This window comes from Parapedobacter soli, assembly GCF_025460835.1.
Lineage (GTDB): Bacteria > Bacteroidota > Bacteroidia > Sphingobacteriales > Sphingobacteriaceae > Parapedobacter > Parapedobacter soli.
This window is the reverse complement of sequence record NZ_JAMXAY010000012.1, coordinates 20,440-39,623: the sequence shown is the minus strand read 5'-3', so window position 1 is coordinate 39,623 and position 19,184 is coordinate 20,440. Positions and strand designations below refer to the sequence as shown.

Sequence of the window (19,184 nt, the reverse complement as noted above, 5' to 3'; positions counted from 1 at the left end):
TTGTTTACCTTAAGCCCACATGGTCCACATAGATGGTGCCAGACCAGTCGGTATCTTGGAAAAGCAGGTCCTGTAACGTACCATCAAAGCTAAGATCGGATTTGTGGATATTGAATGTCACCCATTCGCCCTCCACAATTGTCACTACATAGGGGGCACCCCATTGCTCGTTAGCGATCACGTTGATTGTTTTTCCACCCGTACCTTCGGTGCCGAATATGGAGAACGAGACCGTGGTATAACTGCTGGTGGAGACACCGTCGCTGTGGAATCTAAGGGCCCCATAGTTGCCATCGTAGACTTTTTTGATGGCAGCGGCACCGTCACGCACATTGTCGGCATTGTTGAAGTCGACCGATCCTCCCCACCCCCAATCTCCCCAGCCGGGAGCAATACCGTCGACATAAATGGGCAGCGGAAGCGGATCCAGTGGCGGCAGGTCACCGACAAACTCCAGGGTTATCGTGGTTTCCACATCGATCAGCGGGTGGGTGACCAACGTGAGGGTACCCTTGCCAGCTTTCTCGGGGACAACGATTTCCATCCCTGTGTCGGTATGGCTGGAAAACGCGGTGACGGTGTCTTGCATCCCTTTGAACAATATCCCCTTAACTAACTTCAATTCAGTGCCCGAGATGCTCAGGGTCGCACCATGGGCCACCGGGTTTGGCGAGAGGGCCGTAACCGTTGGCAACACCACCTGCAATGATGTTTCACTTGCGACCGTTACCCCTGAGAACGCGATAAGTTCGAAGGGGCCATTGTTTACACCATTGGGTATCGGCACTACGATGGTCTCCTCAGTTTGGCTGGTAAATGTTTCAACCGGGTCTGTGAGTCCGGTGAAATGTATACCTTTCACCAAGTCGAGATCGGTTCCCGAAATCGTCAGCTCACTGCCGTGGCGTACCGGCGATGGTGTGAAAGATGAAGGCGAGGGGAGGATTACCTCCAAAGCCGTTTCACTCTCCAGCGAGATGGGCTCCGTGCCGCCGCACGAGAAAATCAACACCCCGGTTTGTGCTTCCAGCGGCACGCGCACAACCAGCTCGGTGCGCGACTGGCTTTCGAACGTTTCCACAACGGCACCACCCTCGAAAGTCACTGCCGATATCCAGTTGAGGTATTCGCCTTCGATGGTAATCGTTTCGCCGGGCTTCACGGTTTCCGTGAAGGATGTGATTTCCACCGGCACGTTAAGGTTCAGGGGCGACTTGGACACGATGTCGCCAACCGCCGTTTTCAGTGTTACCGGCCCATACTCGGCTTCAATGGGTACCGTCACTACGATTAATTCGGAAGTGTGCGTTACGAAGCCACTACTCGGGATGCTGGCCCCAACAAGGTCGATGGCCGTTACTTTGTCCAGGTTATTGCCTATAAATCGGATCTGCTCGCCGTGGTTGACGCCCGCCGGACCGAAGCTAAGCAGTTCCACGGCCGTCGATGCGACTTCTTTTTTCTCGCACGAGAGTATCGTTAGTAGGGTAGCGCTTGCCAGACAGGCAAGCACCACCCGCATGGGGAATGTCAGTTTCATTGTCTTTGTGTTTTAGGTGTCATTCGCTTTTGTTTTCATCGATTTTCGGCACAACGCGGAAATTGTCAAACGCGATGTCACAATCCAGATCACCGGGGCCGTGGATCAGTATCCGGGTCCAATAGCCATCGGGATTGACCACGGGGGTGACCCCGAGGTCCTTATAGCTTTGGATAATCGTTTCGAATGGGATGGCTACCGTTTGCCACTTCCCGCCGGTATCGAAGGGCGGGGCCCACTGGTAGGCATCGTTTACCTCACCGGGCAGGCCGAAGTTGAATTTGATCATGTTGTTGTCGTAAGGCTTCAACGTATTGATCTCAAACTTGAGGTAATATTTTTCGGGCTTGGTAATGGCCTCGTCGGGCAGGTTTTTGCTGACGTCGCCCATGGCGCTGGCCGGGCCGCCTGCCACTTCTGTCCAAGCCCATGCGGAAATAGCGCGGGTTACCCGAATATAGTTGCCGTTGATGGCGGGAGGGTCACTGGCTGCCGGGTCGCTTACCACAAATGCGGCATTCCACCAGCCGGTGAACGGGTCGCTGCTGAGGATGATATTCCGGCTGTCCCTGAACCAGAAGTCGGAAGGCGTTTGCCCGAAGTTTGTGGCCACCGTGATCGGCCCGGGCTGTGCTCCTTCCGGTATACGTACCTGGAGGAGGTCGTCATCCACCGATACCACCTCACCGATGGCACCACCGCTAAAGGTTACCGTGAGTGGCGGGTAAAAGTAATTGCCACGTATGGTAGCCACATCACCGGCCAAGGTGTACTCATTATCCATCGAGAGGAGGAGCGGCTCGCTGATCAGCACCTCGAACTCGTGTTCCAGCACATGCCCGTTGGCAAACACGATACGCATGGTGTTGGTGATGTCTACGGGCACTTCACTGGGTATGCTGACCAGGATTGACGTACTGGTAATGTATGTCGAAGTGAGTACCGCAGGCTGGTCGTTGAACCAGATCTCAGTGGCGCTGCCCAGGTTCTCGCCTACAATGGCAATCAGGTTGGCCTGGTAGCCGCCGATCAGCAGCGAATCGGCAGATGCCGGATCGGTAATACGGATATAGCGGATGCGCGGCTCGCCGCCGGCATCGCTCTTCGTACAGGCACTGTAACTGCCGGCCACCATGGCGGCAAAGGCAAGGAACAGGATGGATTTATATAAGGATTTCATCTTCTTTTCCATGTTGGGGTGAGCTAGTTGTTGAAATAATCGACTGCCGGTTTGCGGAGGTTGGGCGCCTGGCTCAATTCGGCTGTAGGGATGGGCAGCAGGAAGTTGCCACTATTGGCCGTGATGTTGCGCTCGGTAAACCAGGTCGTCTTGGTAAACGTCCACGATGTCGGACTGGGCATCTGGTTGGGCACCGTGAAAAACAGTCCGCGGTCTTGCGTATTCAGGATGTCATATGCCTTTTGCGGATTGTAATAGTGCAAGCTTACGAGGTCATACCACGCCATGCCTTCCATGGCGAACTCGACGAAGCGCTCTTTCAGGATGACGTCCAACGTAAGCGGGTCTTCGAATGCCGGCAGGCCCGACCGCATGCGTACCTTGTTGAAGTATTCAACCGCCGTGGGGTCTGTGGTGGATGCCTGGTTGCCCAATACAGCCTCGGCATAAATCAGGTAAATTTCGGCGAGGCGCTGCATGTAGGTGTCGTGTCCATAGTTTTGCGATGCGGCCTGCCCGCCTACATCTTCAGCTTTGCCGGTGACGTACTTCTTGACGGACAGGAAGTTGTTGTCTGTGCCGGTGAACGGGAATATCAGCTCCTGTTTTCCGCCGGGAATGGACTGCGTGATTTCCGCATAGTGGCTGCCGGGCAGCATGAAGGTGGCTTTGAGCCGTTGGTCCAGCGTGCGGCCTTCCATGCCTTCTTCGGTTGCCTTGATGCCGTCATACATCGATATCATCCACCACGTGGCGCCTTTGTCGCCACCCCAGCCGTCGCCATTGGCGATGTCGCCACTGTAAGCCAGGTAAGCAGGGGTCGAATTCTGGGTGCCCCACGCACCCGGCGAATAGGTCCATTGCAGGGAAAACAGCGATTCCGCATTGTTGTCGTACGGATATAGGAATAGATCGGCATAGCTGTTGAGCAGGGAGGCACCGCTGAGGTTGATCACCCGCTCGGCATAATATTTGGCGCTGTCGAGGAATACTTGGTCGCGCGTACCGGAGCCACCCGAAGCGACCCCCGCACGGGTGAGGTAGAAACGGGCGAGCATACCTTCTGCCGACCATTTGGTGAGCCTCCCCGGGCGCAGGGGTGTTTCCGGAAGGTCCTCAGCTGCGGCCCGCATTTCGTTGGTGATAAATCGCCATACGCTTTCCGGCGTGTTGCGCTGTGCGGTGGTGTCGGCCAGCAGGGTGATGTTGTTCTCGATGATGGGTACTGCACCCCAGTTCATCACGAGGAACCGATAGGCCAGGGCCCGCATAAACCGGGCTTCGGCGAGGGCTATCCGTTTCACATCAGCCGAAACGCCATCACCGGCGTACTTCATGATGTTTTGGATGGCAAGGTTAGATTGGCCCACCACGATGAAAAACGACCGCCAAGCGGTGCCGTTTTCGGGGGTGTCGCCCGTGGTGTTGAACAACACGTTGCCGCGATCGTTCCACGCGGAAAAAGCAGTCCCTGCCCGGAAGTCGCCCAGGTTGTATGAGGCTTTATCGTTGTAATCAAACCACACCTTGCTATACAGCAGTGCGGTAGCGGCAAGCACTTGGTCGTCGGTCTTGTAAAAATTCGCATCAACGATGGCGTCCGTGGGTGGCTTTTCCAGGAAGCTGTTGCTACAGCCCGCAGATGCGATTAAAGTGCCTATCAGTAACGTGCCTATATAAATGCGCTTTGTATGTGTCATGGTTATGATCTTTAGAAACTCATTCCTAAACTAAATGTGTAGATGGGCGTTAGCGGGTAACGGCCGAAATCGAGGCCAATAGCCTGGTTCTGGTTGCTGGCATCGCGGCCTACGTAGGCCCCCACTTCGGGGTCGAACCCGCTATATTTGGTAAACGTGGCCACATTCTGGGCACTGAATGCTACCCGCACCTGCTGTATGACTTTCAGCTTTGACAATATCGTTGCTGGCAGGTTATAGCCCAGGGCAACGTTCTTGATGCGGATGTATGAACCATCTTCCACCCATTTGTCGGTATGGCGGGCGTAGTTGCCGTTGGGCCCCAACGAAATACGCGCCACGTTCGTTTCGGGATTTTCCAGCCTCACCGTACCGCCGTCCCCAACGATAGGGCGCGCATAGTCCATCGCGTTAACCATCAGGTTCCGGCTCAAGTTGATGTTGTTCGGATTGGAGCTTACCCTCGCGATGTAGTTGTAGATGTCATTGCCAAATGCACCGGTGAGCAAAATGCTGAGGTCAAATCCTTTGTAGGAGAAAGAGTTGGTTAAGCCGGCAAAAAATTTCGGATAAGGGTTGCCGATGAACGTCTGGTCGTACACGTCTATGATGCCGTCGGGCGTGCCGTCGGGGCCGCTGATGTCTTTGAACTTCACGTCGCCCACCCAGATATTACTTTCATTGGTGGGCAGCCGATCGCCGTTGTTGTCGGCCGGTACAGCGCTCTTCTCGATTTCGTCGACCGACTGGAATATGCCTTCTTCGATGTAGCCGAGGAACTGCCACGGGGCCAAGCCCACCACCGATTGCTGTGTCCAATCATCCAGCCACCACGATGTACGGTTGATCTGGGCAGCGTCGGAATAGAACTTTTTGATGGTGGTTTTGAACCCGGATATGTTGAAGTTGGTGGCCCAGGTGAATGCTTCGTTCTGGATGTTGACCGTATTCAGCGTAATGCCCCAGCCTTTGTTCTCGAGTGCACCGATATTTACCTGCGGGGCGGCCACGGCACCTACGCCGTTGGTACCCATATACCACGGCAGCGGGTTTTCCATTAAGAGGTTGTCCGTCTTTTTGATGTAGTAATCGGCCTCCAGCTCAATGCGGTTTTTCAACAGACCGATGTTGATGCCGAAATTGTTGGTCAGCGTTTCTTCCCACTGCAGTCCGGGGTTGTTGTAGCGGCTGGGCAAGAACCCGGTGCCGGTGGGCGTAGCTCCCGGTGCCATGGGTGAATAGATGTAGCCGCTGCCCCCTTGGTTGCCGGTGGTACCGGTTTCGAACCGGAGTTTCAGTTCACTGATGGCGGGCACGTTGAAAAAGTCTTCCTGCGACAGGCGCCACGCTGCGGATAGCGATGGGAATACCCCCCATTTATTTTCATTGCCGAAGTTGACCGATCCGTCGGTACGTATGGTTCCCGATACGATATAACGGTCGTCGTAGTTGTAGTTAACGCGGCCGAGGTATGACTCCATGCCCCATTCACCGGATCCGCCTGTGGCCGAGGCCGTGAGTGGGTCGCCCGCTTCCAAGTCGAGGATATCGTCCGTAAGGAACCCGGTGCGGCGGCCACCGAGGTTCTTCCAGGTTGACGCCTGCGCCTCGTGGGTGGCCATCACGTTGAGGTGGTGTTTGCCAAACTGTTTGTTGTATTCGAGTAGCTGGTTCCAATTCCAGTACGTATTGAGGTTGCCGCGGCTCTGCAACGAAGCGGTGGCGTTTTCTGCCCATCCGATTTTGTAGACGGGGATGTAGTAGCTTGAGTTTGAAAAGCCGAAATTCGTGTTGAAGGATGTCCTGAATTGCAGGCCCTCGATGATATCGATACCCAGGTTTATGCCGCCCAGGAATTGCCTTCGCGTCAGGTCGTTGGTGGTTAGGGCGGCGATTGCCAGCGGGTTTACCGGTGCAAATTGGTTTGCGCCGTTATAGTCGTCGCCACCGCCCCAGGAGCCGTCGAGATTCTTCACGGGTATTTGGGGGGTGAGCCGCAGCGCATTTGAAATGATGTTTTCCTGGCTGGTGGTAAGGCTTTCATCCGTTTGGCTGAAGCTGATATTGGCACCCAGGGAGAGCCAGGTCCGCGGTTTCGCATCCACATTGAGGCGGCTGCCGTACCGCTCGAACCCCGAGCCTGCGGCGATGCCTTCCTGGTCCATGTATTCGCCCGATAGGTAGTAGGTAAGGCGGTCGCCACCACCGCTCAGGCTCAGCTGGTGCTTGTGCATCGGTGCGTTCCGGAATAGGGCATCCTGCCAGTCGGTACCTTCGCCCAGCAGTGTGGGGTCGAGGAACTCCAACGGTGTTTCGCCACCGGCGATTGCATGGTATTCGTTTACCATTTGGGCGTATTGGCGTAGGTTCATCACATCCATGCGCGGCGGGCCGGTTTGAACGGTGTATTGGCCGCTGTAGTCTATTTTTGTCTGCCCCGCTTTTCCGCGCTTGGTGGTAATGAGCAGTACCCCGTTTGTGGCTCGCGACCCGTATATGGCGGTTGCCGAGGGGCCTTGGAGCACCTGGATGTCTTCGATGTCGGCCGGATTCAATCCAGCCAGTGGGTTAGAGGAGCTCTGCTCGCCGAACGATACGGCCTGGCCTGCCACCTGTACGCCATCGATCACATAAAGGGGTTCGTTGGTGCCATTTATGGAGTTTATGCCGCGGATATTGACCGATATGCCGCCACCGGGCTGCCCCGAGTTCTGGGTGATATACACGCCCGCGGCACGCCCTTGTATGGCCTGCTCGATGGTGGTGTTCACCGTGCGGCCGATGTCGTCAGCGCTGATGGTTGTCTGTGCGCTGGTGAGGTTACCGCGCTTGTTGGTGCCGTACCCGATGACAACCACCTCATTCAATGAAGACGTGGCAGGTTGCAGGCGTACGTCGATAACCCGGCGGTTGCCTACAGGCTCTTCCAACGTTTGCATGCCGAGGTACGAAAAAACCAGCACCGCCTCTTGGGAGGGCACGGCTATTCGGTAGCTGCCGTCATTTCCGGTAGCGGCAGACTGGGTGCTGCCCTTCACGGTTACCGATACGCCCGACAGCGTGGTGCCGGACACCTCCCTTACGGTACCGCTCACCTGTAGTTGGTTGCTGTTTTGGCCAACCACGAGCTGTGCGATAGCTAGCATTACGAAGAGCAGTCCGGCATTTTTTGATAAATGTGGAATCATGAGGTTAAAAATTGGTGGTTATACTATAATCAAAAGTACGTTTATTTCTACTATTTGATTAATACTATTTTAGCTTATTGTTATGAAAAAAAGACATGGCTGCCTGAGGATAAAAAAAGCGGGGGCATGGATTTATGCCCCCGTAAAATAATTCGGGTATCCCGTGCTTAGTCGACGGCACTGAACATCCAGAACCAAGCGGTACCCCATGGTCCGACACCCGGCTCGGGGTAACTCAGCACCATGTTGCCGTTGTCGAGCAGTAGGATATCATACTCATATACGGGCGCTCCTCCCTCGTTGGGCGAGATGCCGCACAGCACGGTGACACCCTTGGTGCTCAGCTTGCCTTTTGCCCACACATCGCCGTTATCCAGCGTGATTACCTTGGTGAGGTCGAACGAGAAGGTGCCCGTTTGGGTGCTGCCATCGGCTTTCACCTTCGTTAATTTTGCACCGCTTAACGAGAATATCATTTTTGCACCGGCACCTTCTCCCGGGGCCTGGCCATCGATTTGGTCGACAGGAAGCACCCACCATGCGGGGGCGTTGTTGCCCATATAGCCGCCGTTGCCCCACACACCCGATTGGTTGACGTCCCACGTCCATTCCTTTTCGCTCCCCCCGGTGAGGTAGCCCCATTCGAGGGGCACTTCATACGTGAGCTCGTCGATCTGCACGTTCAGCGTCTTGGTGATTTTCGTGCCATCGGCATTGAGCCCTGTAAATGTGATTTCGTTTTCGCCGGTTACCACCAGCAATACGGTGTCGGTTTTCTTTTGGGTTACGCCCACGCCATAGTCCCAGGAGGAAAGCACCGGACTTTTGTTGTCTAATACTACTTTGTTCGAATTCTTTCCGCCGACCACAATCGGTGTGGCCGTGATGTTCAGCTCTTCGGCCGTAATGGCTCCGCCGATATCAAGCCTGTTTTCGATGGGATCGCAGGCCGTGTATGCTGTCGTAACCAACAGCGCAATATATATGATGAATCGTTTCATTTTCTTTGGATTTTAAATTGTTACCATCCGGGGAATTCGTCTGCTGCTGTACCCCAGCCTGCATTTTGTTCCAATACACCCTCAGAGAGCAGCACTTGCGACTGCGGGATGGGCCAGAAACCTCCGGTTGCTTCGAAACGTGCACGGTAGCCACCGCCGAAGCCCTTCATCTGGGTGTCGACGCCTTTGTTTTTTATGGCTACGCCTTCTTGGGCTGCCAGTGCGTCCGCCGCATCGTGCCAACGCATCAGGTCAAAGTACCGTAAGCCCTCGAAAGCCAGCTCCCAGCGGCGCTCCCGCTTCAATGCGTCGAGTGAGTATGCCACTGCCGGGAGATTTACGCGCGCCCTTACCTTATTCAAATTCGTGGCATCTTCTGACAGCTCCGAGTGCATGAGCAGCACGTCGGCAAAACGGATCAGTACCAGGTCTTGGGTATGTGCCAACTGGTAATCGGAGGGTGCTGCATCCTTTAAAATGGCGTACGATGGGATCAGGTTGCCATCATCATAGGCCGTGATCGGGACATACTTCTTTTGCCAGAATCCTGTTTCTTCCATTTGGGCATCGGCACCATAAATGTAATCGTCCAGGTCGGTTTCGGCATTGATGATTGAGCCCGTCCTACGGATATCCGTTGGTTCCGCCTGCGCCCAAGCTTGCCATAATGCTGTGTTTACCGGTCCGGCTCCCCAGCCCTGGCCAAAGGGAAATGTTCCGGCTTGCCCGTTGTTTGAGCGAAGCCCGAAGTGAAGGTTGTACTGGTTGGAGTAACCCAGTACGTATTGGTCGCCCCAGTCTACCAGTGTGCCGAATTTGACGGCAAAAACGGTCTCTTTGTTGCCATCGCCTTCCCATTGCAATTCATTGTCGGTTACATACTCATAGTCGGCCGCCGTATATTCATTGGTGTACGGCCACAGGTTGCGGAAATCCGAAACCAGTCCGTGGCCACTGTTGCTTATGCAATCTTCCAGCCAACCGATGACCTGTGCTTTGCTGATCTCGCCGCCGTCGTTGGCTACGGGCAAACTCGATTTACCGTAATAACCGGTATAAAATAGGAACACACGTGCCGCCAGTGCTTGTGCCGCCCATTTGGTGGCATGTCCCGAAGCCACACTGGTATAAGGCGTACCGGGCATCAGGGCAATGGCTTGCTGCAGGTCGTAAGCAATCTGGCCATACGTTGCGTCAGCGGGAGATTTTGGCAGATTCTCAGCTTCGGTTTTGATAACCAAAGGCACTTCACCGAACATCTGGGATAACTCAAAGTAGAACAGCGCCCTCAGGAAGTGGGCTTCGCCCAGCAATTGACTCCGCTGGTTATCGTTCTGCCATCCGGTTACCTTATCGATGTTTTCGATGGCCGTATTGGCACGGTATATCCCTTGGTAGCGGGCGGTCCAGTACGACTCGAACCGGTTGGGCTGGGTATTCATGAGGTGGTCGAGCCCGTGCATGTCCCTGTCGTTTTCGCCACCGCCCCCGAACCGATCGTCCGAAGCCAGCTCTGATACATAGAAATGGGTGTTATGGACATTGGATATGGCCGCGCTCAGTGTGGAATAGATACCGGTGACCATCTGCTCGGCATCAGCCACGGTAATGGGGAAGTTGCCCGTATTTTTCTTCGTGTAGCTCTCGGTATCCAGGAAGCTTTCACAGCCTGAGAACGTGATGGCGAGGGCTATTATATAGAGTAGCTTTTTCATTGTTCAGCAATTTAAAATTTAACATTTAACCCAACGAGGAAGGTCCGCGGACTTGGGTAGAACCCAAGGTCGATACCCGATACCCAACCCCTGTCGTAACCGTAGCCGATTTCCGGGTCCATGCCTGAGTATCCGGTAAATGTATACAGGTTTTGCGCTGCAACGTAAAGCCGGGCTTGCCCGAGTGGCATATTGGGTACCAGCGACTTGATATCGTATCCAAGGGTGATGTTCTGTATCTTCACGTAATCGCCGTCTTCGATATAGATATCCGAAACGTACTGGGCATTTGTGTGGCTGCCGTTAGTAAGCCGTGGCAAGAAGTTGGATGTGCCTTCGCCATGCCACCTGCCGAATATTTCGGTGGTATAATTCTGCAGCGGGCTGTCGGCAAACGACCGGTACGACTTTGCTATCTGGTGTCCGAAAGCGCCGGTGGCGGTGATGGACAGGTCAATGCCCTTGTATCCGAAATTGATGTTCATCCCGCCGGTGAAGTCGGGGTGCGGGTTGCCGATCATCACCTTATCGTCGTCGGTGATCGCACCGTCGCGGTTGGTATCGGCAAAGATGACGTCGCCGGGTTGGGCTGTCGCCAGCACGCCTTTGCTGCTGGCGCGGTAATCAGCGATCTGCTCCGCTGTCTGGAAAATGCCTTCTGTCTTAAATCCATAGAAGTATCCTACGGGGTAGCCCACCTGTGCGCGGTACATTTCGGTGGTACCTTGGCTGATTACGTTTGCATCGCCATGGATGATGCCCTCGCCGTTGTCGATGCGCACCACTTTATTCCGGTTGTAAGCGCCGTTTATGCTGATGCCATAGGAGAAGTCGCCTTTCCGGTCGTTCCAGTTCAGTCCGAGTTCAACCCCTTGGTTTCGGATATCACCACCATTTATGACAGGCGGGTTGGTGCCGTAAATGGCGAGCACCGGGGCTTGGACGAGCCAATCGATGGTCGATTTCCGATACCAATCGAACACGACGCCCAATTTGTCATTGATAAACCGGGCATCAAACCCGATATTGAGCTGCTCGGAGGTTTCCCATGAAATGCCGGGGTTTGGCAGTACATCGGGGTAAGCGCCGTTTAAGAGTGTATTCTTGTTGTTGCCGAAGTAATACCCTGTCTTGCGGTCGGTAGAGATGGTTGCCAAATATTGGTATGGACTGATGGCTGAGTTACCGTTCTGGCCCCAACTAGCCCGTAGCTTGAAGAAGTTGGCCCAGCTGGAAGCCGATTCCATGAACGGTTCGTTGGTGACCACCCAGCCGGCGGCTACCGACGGGAAGTACCCCCAACGGTGGCCCCGGGCAAAGTTGGACGAGGCATCTGCTCGCATAATCAGGGTAGCCATATATGTTTCATTGTAATTGTAGTTCGCACGGCCGAAGAACGACGCCAATACGTTATCGCCCCAGGGTTCACCGCTCACGGTGGGTATAAACCCTTCGTACCCTTGGGCATTGATTACCCATGCGTTGCGCCAGCTGCCGGGGAATGAAGAGTTGGAGGTAGTGACACCCACGTCTTCCCCGAGCCCCATCCGCTCAACTGCCTGGCCTACCACCACATCGAAATTGTGGTTGCTTTTCACGTCCCAGCTATATGCCAGTGTGTTTTCAAGGATCCAGTTGTACCCCTGGCCCTGGCTTTGGCTGATGTCGTCGACTGCATTTTGCGAGGTCGTGGAGAGCTGGAACGCCGGTGTATACTGCCTATATGCGTAGCTCGATAGCCGGTAACCGAAGTTGCTCCTGAACTTCAGGTTTTTTATAGGTTGCACCTCCAGGTAGGCATTTGCCAGCAGGGAGTGGTTTTTGCTGCGGTTCTGGCCACGCCGGTATACCATGTCGGCCAATGGATTTGCTGTAGCGCCATCCAGGGCCCACCCGTCGGCCACCTTGCTGGCGTGGTCGTAGTATCCGCCGTCGGAGTTGTATGCCGGCAACAACGGATTGCCTACCAGCATGTTGTGGATGTCGTTCCAATAGATGTTTCCGATACCGATACCCGCTGTGGTATTATAAGTATAGGTGATGTTCTCACCGAATTTGATGATGTCGAAATCGTTATTTTTGAAGATGACATGGTCTGAGTTGAACCGTACGGTATGCCGTTCGGAGCTGGGCTGTACGGGCTTACCGAATATCCCTTCCTGGTTGGCAAAGGAATAGCCCAGTGAGAATTTCGATTGCTCATTGCCTCCTATCAGGTTGAGGGCATGGTTTTGGGTGAGGGCATCGTCATTATGTATCGTTTTGAGCCAGTTGGTACCTTCCCAGGTGCCGTTCATGATCTGCTCGTATTGGTTTGGGATCAATGTTGCCCAATCGTAAGGTGCCAGCCCTTCGTTAAACATCCGCTCATCCTGAATCTGCATGTACTCTTTTGCGGTAAGCAGCGAGGGCAATTTGTACGCATTCTGCGCCCCGATGTAGGTGTCGTAACTCAGTGTAAGCTTGCCGGCCTTACCCTGCTTGGTCGTTACGAGCACGACGCCGTTGGCGGCACGCGAGCCGTATATCGCGGCCGATGCGGCATCCTTCAGCACATCGATGGATTCGATATCGGATGGGTTCAGGGCATTGATGTCGCCGTTGGCAACCCCATCGATCACATACAGCGGCGAGGAGCTACCGATGGTACCAAGCCCGCGTATGGTCACTTTAAACCCTTGGCCGGGCATACCCGAGCTCTGGGTAATCTGGACACCCGGTGATTGGCTTTGCAGCGCACCCAATACGCTCGATGTACTCAGCTTTTGCAGGTCTTCACCTTTCACCTGTATCGTGGCCCCGGTTGTCAGCTTTTTCTTCTGCGTACCGTAACCGATTACGACCAGCTCTTCCAGCGTATTCACGTCTTCCGCCAAGGTGACATCGATGATGGATTGGCCGCCGACAACGATCTCCTGGGTAATGAAACCGATGTAAGAGAAAGTCAGGATGGCATTGGGTGCCGTGACCGGCAAGCTATAACGCCCTTGGTTGTCGGTTACCGTCCCCGTGTTGGCGCTTTGTTCTTTTACGGTGACCCCTGCCAGGGGAGTGCCCGTAGCGTCGGTGACCGAGCCGCTTACTCGGTGTTGAACCATATTGCCCGGTGCGACTTCCGTAATCGGGTTGCCGTAGGCGCGGGATGTGCCCCCCAATACCGGCAGTGCCAAAACTAAACAGCCTGTTGCCAGTTGTAAGAGCCTATCTCTGGTTTTTTTGTAAAATATAGACTTCATTGGTTTTAAATTAAGTGAATTATTAGTGTTTTGTCATGATTCGTGATTAGTCGGTGACTCACCCAGCAGTTGGATCATCTGCAGGCAGCACCGTGTGTTGTGGTAAGGGCATTTCCAGAACCCGGCTTTATCTTCGTGGTCCATGATGCGGCCCTGCTCATCGCGCCCCCAATACCATTCGCCCCTTTCCCGGTCGATGAGGTTTTCCGTGATGTATTGCCAGGTGCGGTTGGCGGCTGCGGTATAGCGGCTGTCGCCAGACAGCCGCCCCGCCCGGTAGAAGCCCACCAATGCTTCGGCTTGTACCCACCAATGCTTCTCCGCAACCAGTCCGTTTGTCGTTGCGTCAAATTCGTAAGGCAAAGCCCCTGATTTCCCGGCCCACTTCAGGCTCGCGTTGGCCAGCCTGAGGGACAGGTCCCGCACGGAGTCTGCTAATAGCCCGTCGTTGGTCACCTGTGATGCTTCGCATAGCAGCCATGATGTTTCGATCTCGTGGCCGAAAGACCGCAAGAGTGACTTGGCATGCCATTGTTCGTCAAAGAAGAGGGTTAGGTGGCCGTGCGGGCTGACGAAATAATTTTTGAAAAGTCCGAGTATCGCGTCGATTTGTTGTTTTAGTGTTTCGTTTGGCCATACGTTGTATAAATTAGTGTAAGCTTCCAACAAGTGGAGATGGGTATTGAGTGTTTTCTTTTCGTTTTGGTCTTTCGCGCTCAATTGAAGCTGTGTGGTTGCGCGCCAATCCCTTTCGAACGCTTCGATATACCCCCCGTGACGGCTGTCCCAGCCATGCTGCTCGATAGCCAGGTAGAGCTCTTGGGCCAGCGCCAGTACGGCGTGGTCTGCATGGACTTTGTAATATTCTGCCAGCCCGTAAATGGCAAAAGCAATGGCATAGGTCTGCTTACGGCTGTCGGCCGGGCTTCCGTCGGGGTGTACCGACCAGTATACCCCGCCATATTCGGGGTCTAGCAGGTACTGCCGGATGTATTGGAAAGCAATATCTGCCAATTCGCGGTAACGGGGTATGGCAGTATGGCTATACCCTGCGGAGAAAGCCCATAGGATACGGGCGTACATCACCGAGCCTGTGATGGCTTGTGGGTGCGGCGTATCGGTATGGTCCACCTTTGGGTGAAAGCGGCCATTGGCATGGTCAAAGACCGTATCGCTCCAATATGCGAGTATGTGTTTGAGCTCGTGTTCGAACTCACCGGTCGCGAGAGTGCTATGCTTTACCGTGTGCGATACGTTCATTTTTTTTGGTGAGTTTTTGAATGTTTTCTACAGACAGGGCCGAAAAGAACCTGTCTTCGGGTGTGTTTTTTGCATAGTCTACCAATTGCGCGATGGAGCTTGTTGCCACATGCATGCGTGTATCCGACGATGCATAGTAGATATATACCGTCCCATCGTCGTCGGCAATCCAACCGTTGCAGAAGACGACGTTAGACACGTCGCCGATACGTTCGTCGCCCTCCGGCGCCAGGAAATATCCGGCCGGTTTGTGGATGATCCGCGAAACATCGTCGAGTGCCGTCATAAACAGGTACAGTACGTACCTTAGCCCTGCGGCGGTGTGGCGTACGCCATGCGCCAGGTGGAGCCATCCCTCGGACGTTTTGAGCGGGGCGGGCCCTTGGCCGTTTTTGGCTTCGTAAACCGTATGGTACCGTTTGCTATCGATGATATGCTCGTCGCCCACCACCGCGTTTTCCATGCATTCGGTCAGTGCGAAGGCGATGCCCCCCCCGCTGCCAGCTTCGATGAAGCCATCTTGCGGGCGGGTATAGAGCGCATATTTGCCATCCACAAATTCGGGGTGCAACACCACGTTACGCTGTTGCGGCGAGCTTGTTTTCAGGTCGGGTAAGCGCTCCCAGTGTTCCATGTCGCGTGTGCGGATGATACCGCATTGTGCGAGGGCGGCCGACTGATCGGTTTGCGGCGCACTGGTGTCGCGGCGTTCGGTGCAGAACAACCCATAAATCCACCCATCTTGGTGCTCCGTGAGCCGGATGTCATACACGTTGGTGTCGGGGTCACCGAACTGGGGGATTTCGACCGGGTACTTACGGAAACGGAAATTATCGACGCCATTGGGACTTTCTGCGATGGCAAAGAACGACTTCCTGTCCGTAGCTTCTACACGGACCATCAACAGGTACTTGCCCTGCCATTTGATGGCGCCGGCATTGAAGGTCGCATTGATGCCGATCCGCTGCATCAGGAACGGGTTGGTTTGACGGTCGAAATCATACTGCCATTCCAGGGGGGCATGTGCAGCGGTGAGTACGGGGTGCCGGAACCGGGTGAATATCCCGTTGGCCGACCATAACGGCTCGTTTTTACGGCTGAGGAGCTTCCCATGCCTATCCAGGAGGGCGGCCTTTTTTACGTCGAAATCAGTTGTAGATAGTGACACAATCGTTATATTGAAGTCATTAATTTTCCAGTTTGTTCCACCACGTCTTCTTCAGGATGATGGCTATTGCCGCCAGCAGTACGACGGTAATCAGCAGCTCCGTTTCCATCATCAGCACCAGGTACATGGGTAGGATGGTGAGGCACAGCTGCCCGACGATACCGAGTACCACGTTGAACATGTCGCGGCCAAAGTGCTTGTTAGCGATAAAGGTGGGGTCTTCGGCGGCGACCAACAGCCGGATCGGCTTCCAGAAGCCCCACGGCTTTACCGTCCGGTAAAACTCCTTTAGTACGCTGGTGTCGGTGGGCTTTGTGCACAGTGACCCAATGATGGAGCCTGCCAGCGACAGGGCGAAGAGCAACGGGAAGTAGTATAGGTCCAAAAAATCGAACACTAGCGGAAATATCAGCGCAGGCACGATACCTGCCAGCATCCCCCAGAAGAAGCCCGAAGCGTTGAACCGCCACCAGTACCACTTCAGCATATTGGCAGCGATATACCCGCCGTAGAGTGCAGATACAATCCACTGCAATACGCTGTTTACGTCTTCCGCGAAAAAGCCCAACGAGATGCCGATGACCGCGATGGCGATGCCGGAAATATAATTGACGTTGCGTATGGTACGGTTTGATGCGTGCGGTTTGATGTATTTGAGGTAAATGTCGTTTGTGAAGTAGGCCTGTGCGGCGTTCAGCGTGCCGGCGAAGGTGCCCATGAATGCCGCCATCAGCCCCGCCAAAAGCAAACCCATGAGCCCCACGGGTACAAACTGTAGGATAGCCGACGGTAAAATCCGCTCGAAGTCGACACCCACGGCTGTTTGGAGGTCGAGTTGATCGTAATATAAAAGGCCCAACACAGCGAAGCCGATGACCATCGAATAGCGGATGGGCAGTAATACCACGGATACCAGGCCGCTCATCTTGGCGGCATCTTTGGGCGACCTGGTAGACAGGATTTTCTGCATGTCGTAATTGGGTGCCGGGCCCGCAAGACTGGCGAAAACGCCCTTAAAAAGCATCATCATGAAAAATACCGTGAACAGTCCGAAACCATCGCTTTCGATTTTGCTGTTTACTTCGTCGATGATGCCCGTCCAATCGAGGTCGGCCAGTGTCCACCCGAAGAATGGCGACAGCCAGCCTTCGGGTACGTTCAGTGGCTTGATCGCAAGGTGCTGCGCGGCAATCACGGCTACCACAATAGCGGCTGCTGACATGATGGTGTATTTTACCACGTCGCCGATGACGATGCTGGTCATGCCACCCAAAATGGAATAAAACATGGTAAGCAGGCAAAATACCACCCCATAGAAGTGCGGCACATATAAAGGCTCGATTGTAAAGGGTAGGTAGGGGGCAACGGCGCTCCAAGGGATGAAGATCTCGACAAACTTGCCCAGGCCGATGAAGCCGTACGCCAGGAAGCCGAAACAACTGATCAACGCAAAGACCACGACAATCGCGTGCGATGCCGTGACATCGCGGCCTTTGGTGCCAAAGCGTGTCCTTAGCCATTCGGCACCGGTGGTAACATTGCTCCGCCGAAGCCACACAGACAGGTACATCATCAGGAAAATCTGGTTGAATACCGGCCACAGCCATGGTATCCAGATGCTTTTCATGCCATATACAAATGCCAGGGTGACCATCCACATCGTGCCCGATATGTCAAACATATCGGAGGCGTTAGACATACCCAGCATATACCAGGGCAGTTTTTTGCCGCCCAGCAGGTACGACTCCTTGTCGCGCTGGGCTCGTTTTTTCAACAGGATGCCCAGGATGACCATGGCAGCCAGATAAACCAGGATGATGGCAATATCGAGGGGTTGGAGCAGCATACCGTACTAGGGTTTTGTGGGTTGGTAAATATGCAGCGGGGCGAGCCCGTCTTCAAAGCGTACCGCGGGTAGCCGGTAGAAGTTGCGGAAATCCTCTGCCGCGGAATGGGCCGGATACGGTGCATAAAAATGGTTGGGGCGGTTGAAAGCATTGCGCCACAGTAACACCCAAGCCACCGGGTAATCCTTGATGGTTGGATAAAGCACCTGTGTAAACCAATGCGGATTCGGGATCTGTTCGTAGCCCGTTTCGGTAATGGCTGCGACTTTATCCCGCTCAGCAGCAATTGCGGTGAGGATAGCTAGGCTCTTGGCCATCCGCGCGGTATACGCTTGTTCATCGCCCATGCAATATTCGTCGAACCCCATGATATCTACATAATCGTCGCCCGGATAGCGCACCAAGTAATGCGCTTCAGATTCGATGGTGCTGCTGGAATAGGCGAATAGTAAATTCGCCAGCCCCTTTTTATCACGCAGGTAATCCACGGTGTATCGCCATAATGCCTGATACTCCTGGGGCGTGCAAAACGCTTCGCCCCACCAGAACCAGCTTCCGGTATGTTCGTGGAATGGGCGGAATATAATGGGTATCGCCGTTCCGTCATTGGTTTTCAGCGTTTTGAAAAAGCGGGCCAGTCGGTTGAGGTAATCGTTGTATTTGCCGTGGTGCTTACCTCCCGGTAGGATTTGCTTCACGCTATTCCGCGTTGTATCCCACGCGCTTTCGCCGTTTACCGGGTTGGTGGAGTGCCAGCTGATGGTGTTGATGCCGCCCCGCTCGTATGCCTCTATGATACGGTCGCGCATCAAGCTGAATGAGACGTTGTCCAGGTTGGCGTTGCGGCCGATTTCGAGATGGCCCACATCCCAGCCGTGTACGGCTGGATAAGCACCTGTAGTGCTTTTTATATCAGACCTATCCGGTTCGGCGGCCCAATCTATGCCATACGCGGTGGCATCTTGATGCCCCAGTAGCAGGTATTGGCCGCTTATTGATTTAAGCGCGTTCAACAAAGCGGCCGCCTCGGGTGAGCGCCCTGCTACCGACACCTGTGAAACCAAGCAAAACGCGGCGATTAAAATACCAGTCTGTTTGACGATTCTCATTGCGGACTACAATTGGATAATTACTAAAGCAAACATACAGGATGTTTGTGCTTCTAAAATAATACTTTTTTAGCGCTTTGTGATAAACTTCTTGCAATTTTGGTGATTGTTTGTGAAACCAACCACTAACCTCGCATGATTAATGCGTGAAAACCAACATGTGATTTTAACAAGTATTCATTGTATTATTTTTACAACCCCGCTTTTTTTTCACTACTTTTGTGGTACCAGTTATAGGAA

General features: G+C 54.1%; 11 protein-coding genes. All 11 read right to left on the bottom strand.

Annotated elements, in window-relative coordinates; genetic code table 11:
• Positions 1 to 4 precede the first annotated feature (4 nt).
• A complete protein-coding gene (locus NGM62_RS07250) occupies positions 5 to 1,540 on the bottom strand; it encodes an IPT/TIG domain-containing protein (protein WP_262246839.1) in 1,536 nt (511 codons plus the stop codon).
• A 19-nt stretch (positions 1,541 to 1,559) separates the two neighbouring features.
• A complete protein-coding gene (locus tag NGM62_RS07245) occupies positions 1,560 to 2,732 on the bottom strand; it encodes a glycan-binding surface protein (protein ID WP_262246838.1) in 1,173 nt (390 codons plus the stop codon).
• A gap of 11 nt (positions 2,733 to 2,743) precedes the next feature.
• Positions 2,744 to 4,420, bottom strand: a complete 1,677-nt coding sequence (locus NGM62_RS07240) for a RagB/SusD family nutrient uptake outer membrane protein (RefSeq protein ID WP_262246837.1) — start codon at positions 4,418 to 4,420, stop codon at positions 2,744 to 2,746.
• Positions 4,421 to 4,431: 11 nt separating this feature from the next.
• Positions 4,432 to 7,608, bottom strand: coding sequence for a SusC/RagA family TonB-linked outer membrane protein (locus NGM62_RS07235; protein WP_262246836.1), 3,177 nt, complete (start codon positions 7,606 to 7,608; stop codon positions 4,432 to 4,434).
• A 167-nt stretch (positions 7,609 to 7,775) separates the two neighbouring features.
• Complete coding sequence (locus tag NGM62_RS07230; protein WP_262246835.1) at positions 7,776 to 8,609, bottom strand: hypothetical protein; 834 nt, start codon at positions 8,607 to 8,609, stop codon at positions 7,776 to 7,778.
• Between the two features lie 20 nt (positions 8,610 to 8,629).
• Entirely contained in the window at positions 8,630 to 10,324 is a 1,695-nt protein-coding gene (locus NGM62_RS07225; RefSeq protein ID WP_262246834.1) for a RagB/SusD family nutrient uptake outer membrane protein, read from the bottom strand.
• An 11-nt stretch (positions 10,325 to 10,335) separates the two neighbouring features.
• The gene (locus NGM62_RS07220; RefSeq protein ID WP_262246833.1) at positions 10,336 to 13,560 is read right to left on the bottom strand and encodes a SusC/RagA family TonB-linked outer membrane protein; all 3,225 of its coding nucleotides are present in this window, start codon (positions 13,558 to 13,560) and stop codon (positions 10,336 to 10,338) included.
• A gap of 33 nt (positions 13,561 to 13,593) precedes the next feature.
• Positions 13,594 to 14,820 (bottom strand): AGE family epimerase/isomerase, encoded by a 1,227-nt coding sequence (locus NGM62_RS07215; RefSeq protein ID WP_262246832.1) that lies wholly within the window; start codon positions 14,818 to 14,820, stop codon positions 13,594 to 13,596.
• Positions 14,792 to 15,988 (bottom strand): glycoside hydrolase family 130 protein, encoded by a 1,197-nt coding sequence (locus NGM62_RS07210; protein WP_315975855.1) that lies wholly within the window; start codon positions 15,986 to 15,988, stop codon positions 14,792 to 14,794. Before NGM62_RS07210 ends, NGM62_RS07215 begins: the two co-directional genes overlap by 29 nt.
• A 19-nt stretch (positions 15,989 to 16,007) precedes the next feature.
• Positions 16,008 to 17,834 carry a sodium:solute symporter family protein gene (locus NGM62_RS07205; RefSeq protein ID WP_262246831.1) on the bottom strand — a complete coding sequence of 609 codons (1,827 nt, stop codon included), beginning with the start codon at positions 17,832 to 17,834 and terminating at the stop codon, positions 16,008 to 16,010.
• A gap of 6 nt (positions 17,835 to 17,840) precedes the next feature.
• Positions 17,841 to 18,944 carry a glycoside hydrolase family 26 protein gene (locus NGM62_RS07200; RefSeq protein ID WP_262246830.1) on the bottom strand — a complete coding sequence of 368 codons (1,104 nt, stop codon included), beginning with the start codon at positions 18,942 to 18,944 and terminating at the stop codon, positions 17,841 to 17,843.
• Positions 18,945 to 19,184: the final 240 nt, after the last annotated feature.

Excerpts from the sequence above, each read along its gene's own strand:
- NGM62_RS07250 (WP_262246839.1), bottom strand. The coding sequence starts at position 1,540 with ATGAAACTGACATTCCCCATGCGGGTGGTGCTTGCCTGTCTGGCAAGC.
- NGM62_RS07245 (WP_262246838.1), bottom strand. The coding sequence starts at position 2,732 with ATGGAAAAGAAGATGAAATCCTTATATAAATCCATCCTGTTCCTTGCC.
- NGM62_RS07240 (WP_262246837.1), bottom strand. The coding sequence starts at position 4,420 with ATGACACATACAAAGCGCATTTATATAGGCACGTTACTGATAGGCACT.
- NGM62_RS07235 (WP_262246836.1), bottom strand. The coding sequence starts at position 7,608 with ATGATTCCACATTTATCAAAAAATGCCGGACTGCTCTTCGTAATGCTA.
- NGM62_RS07230 (WP_262246835.1), bottom strand. The coding sequence starts at position 8,609 with ATGAAACGATTCATCATATATATTGCGCTGTTGGTTACGACAGCATAC.
- NGM62_RS07225 (WP_262246834.1), bottom strand. The coding sequence starts at position 10,324 with ATGAAAAAGCTACTCTATATAATAGCCCTCGCCATCACGTTCTCAGGC.
- NGM62_RS07220 (WP_262246833.1), bottom strand. The coding sequence starts at position 13,560 with ATGAAGTCTATATTTTACAAAAAAACCAGAGATAGGCTCTTACAACTG.
- NGM62_RS07215 (WP_262246832.1), bottom strand. The coding sequence starts at position 14,820 with ATGAACGTATCGCACACGGTAAAGCATAGCACTCTCGCGACCGGTGAG.
- NGM62_RS07205 (WP_262246831.1), bottom strand. The coding sequence starts at position 17,834 with ATGCTGCTCCAACCCCTCGATATTGCCATCATCCTGGTTTATCTGGCT.
- NGM62_RS07200 (WP_262246830.1), bottom strand. The coding sequence starts at position 18,944 with ATGAGAATCGTCAAACAGACTGGTATTTTAATCGCCGCGTTTTGCTTG.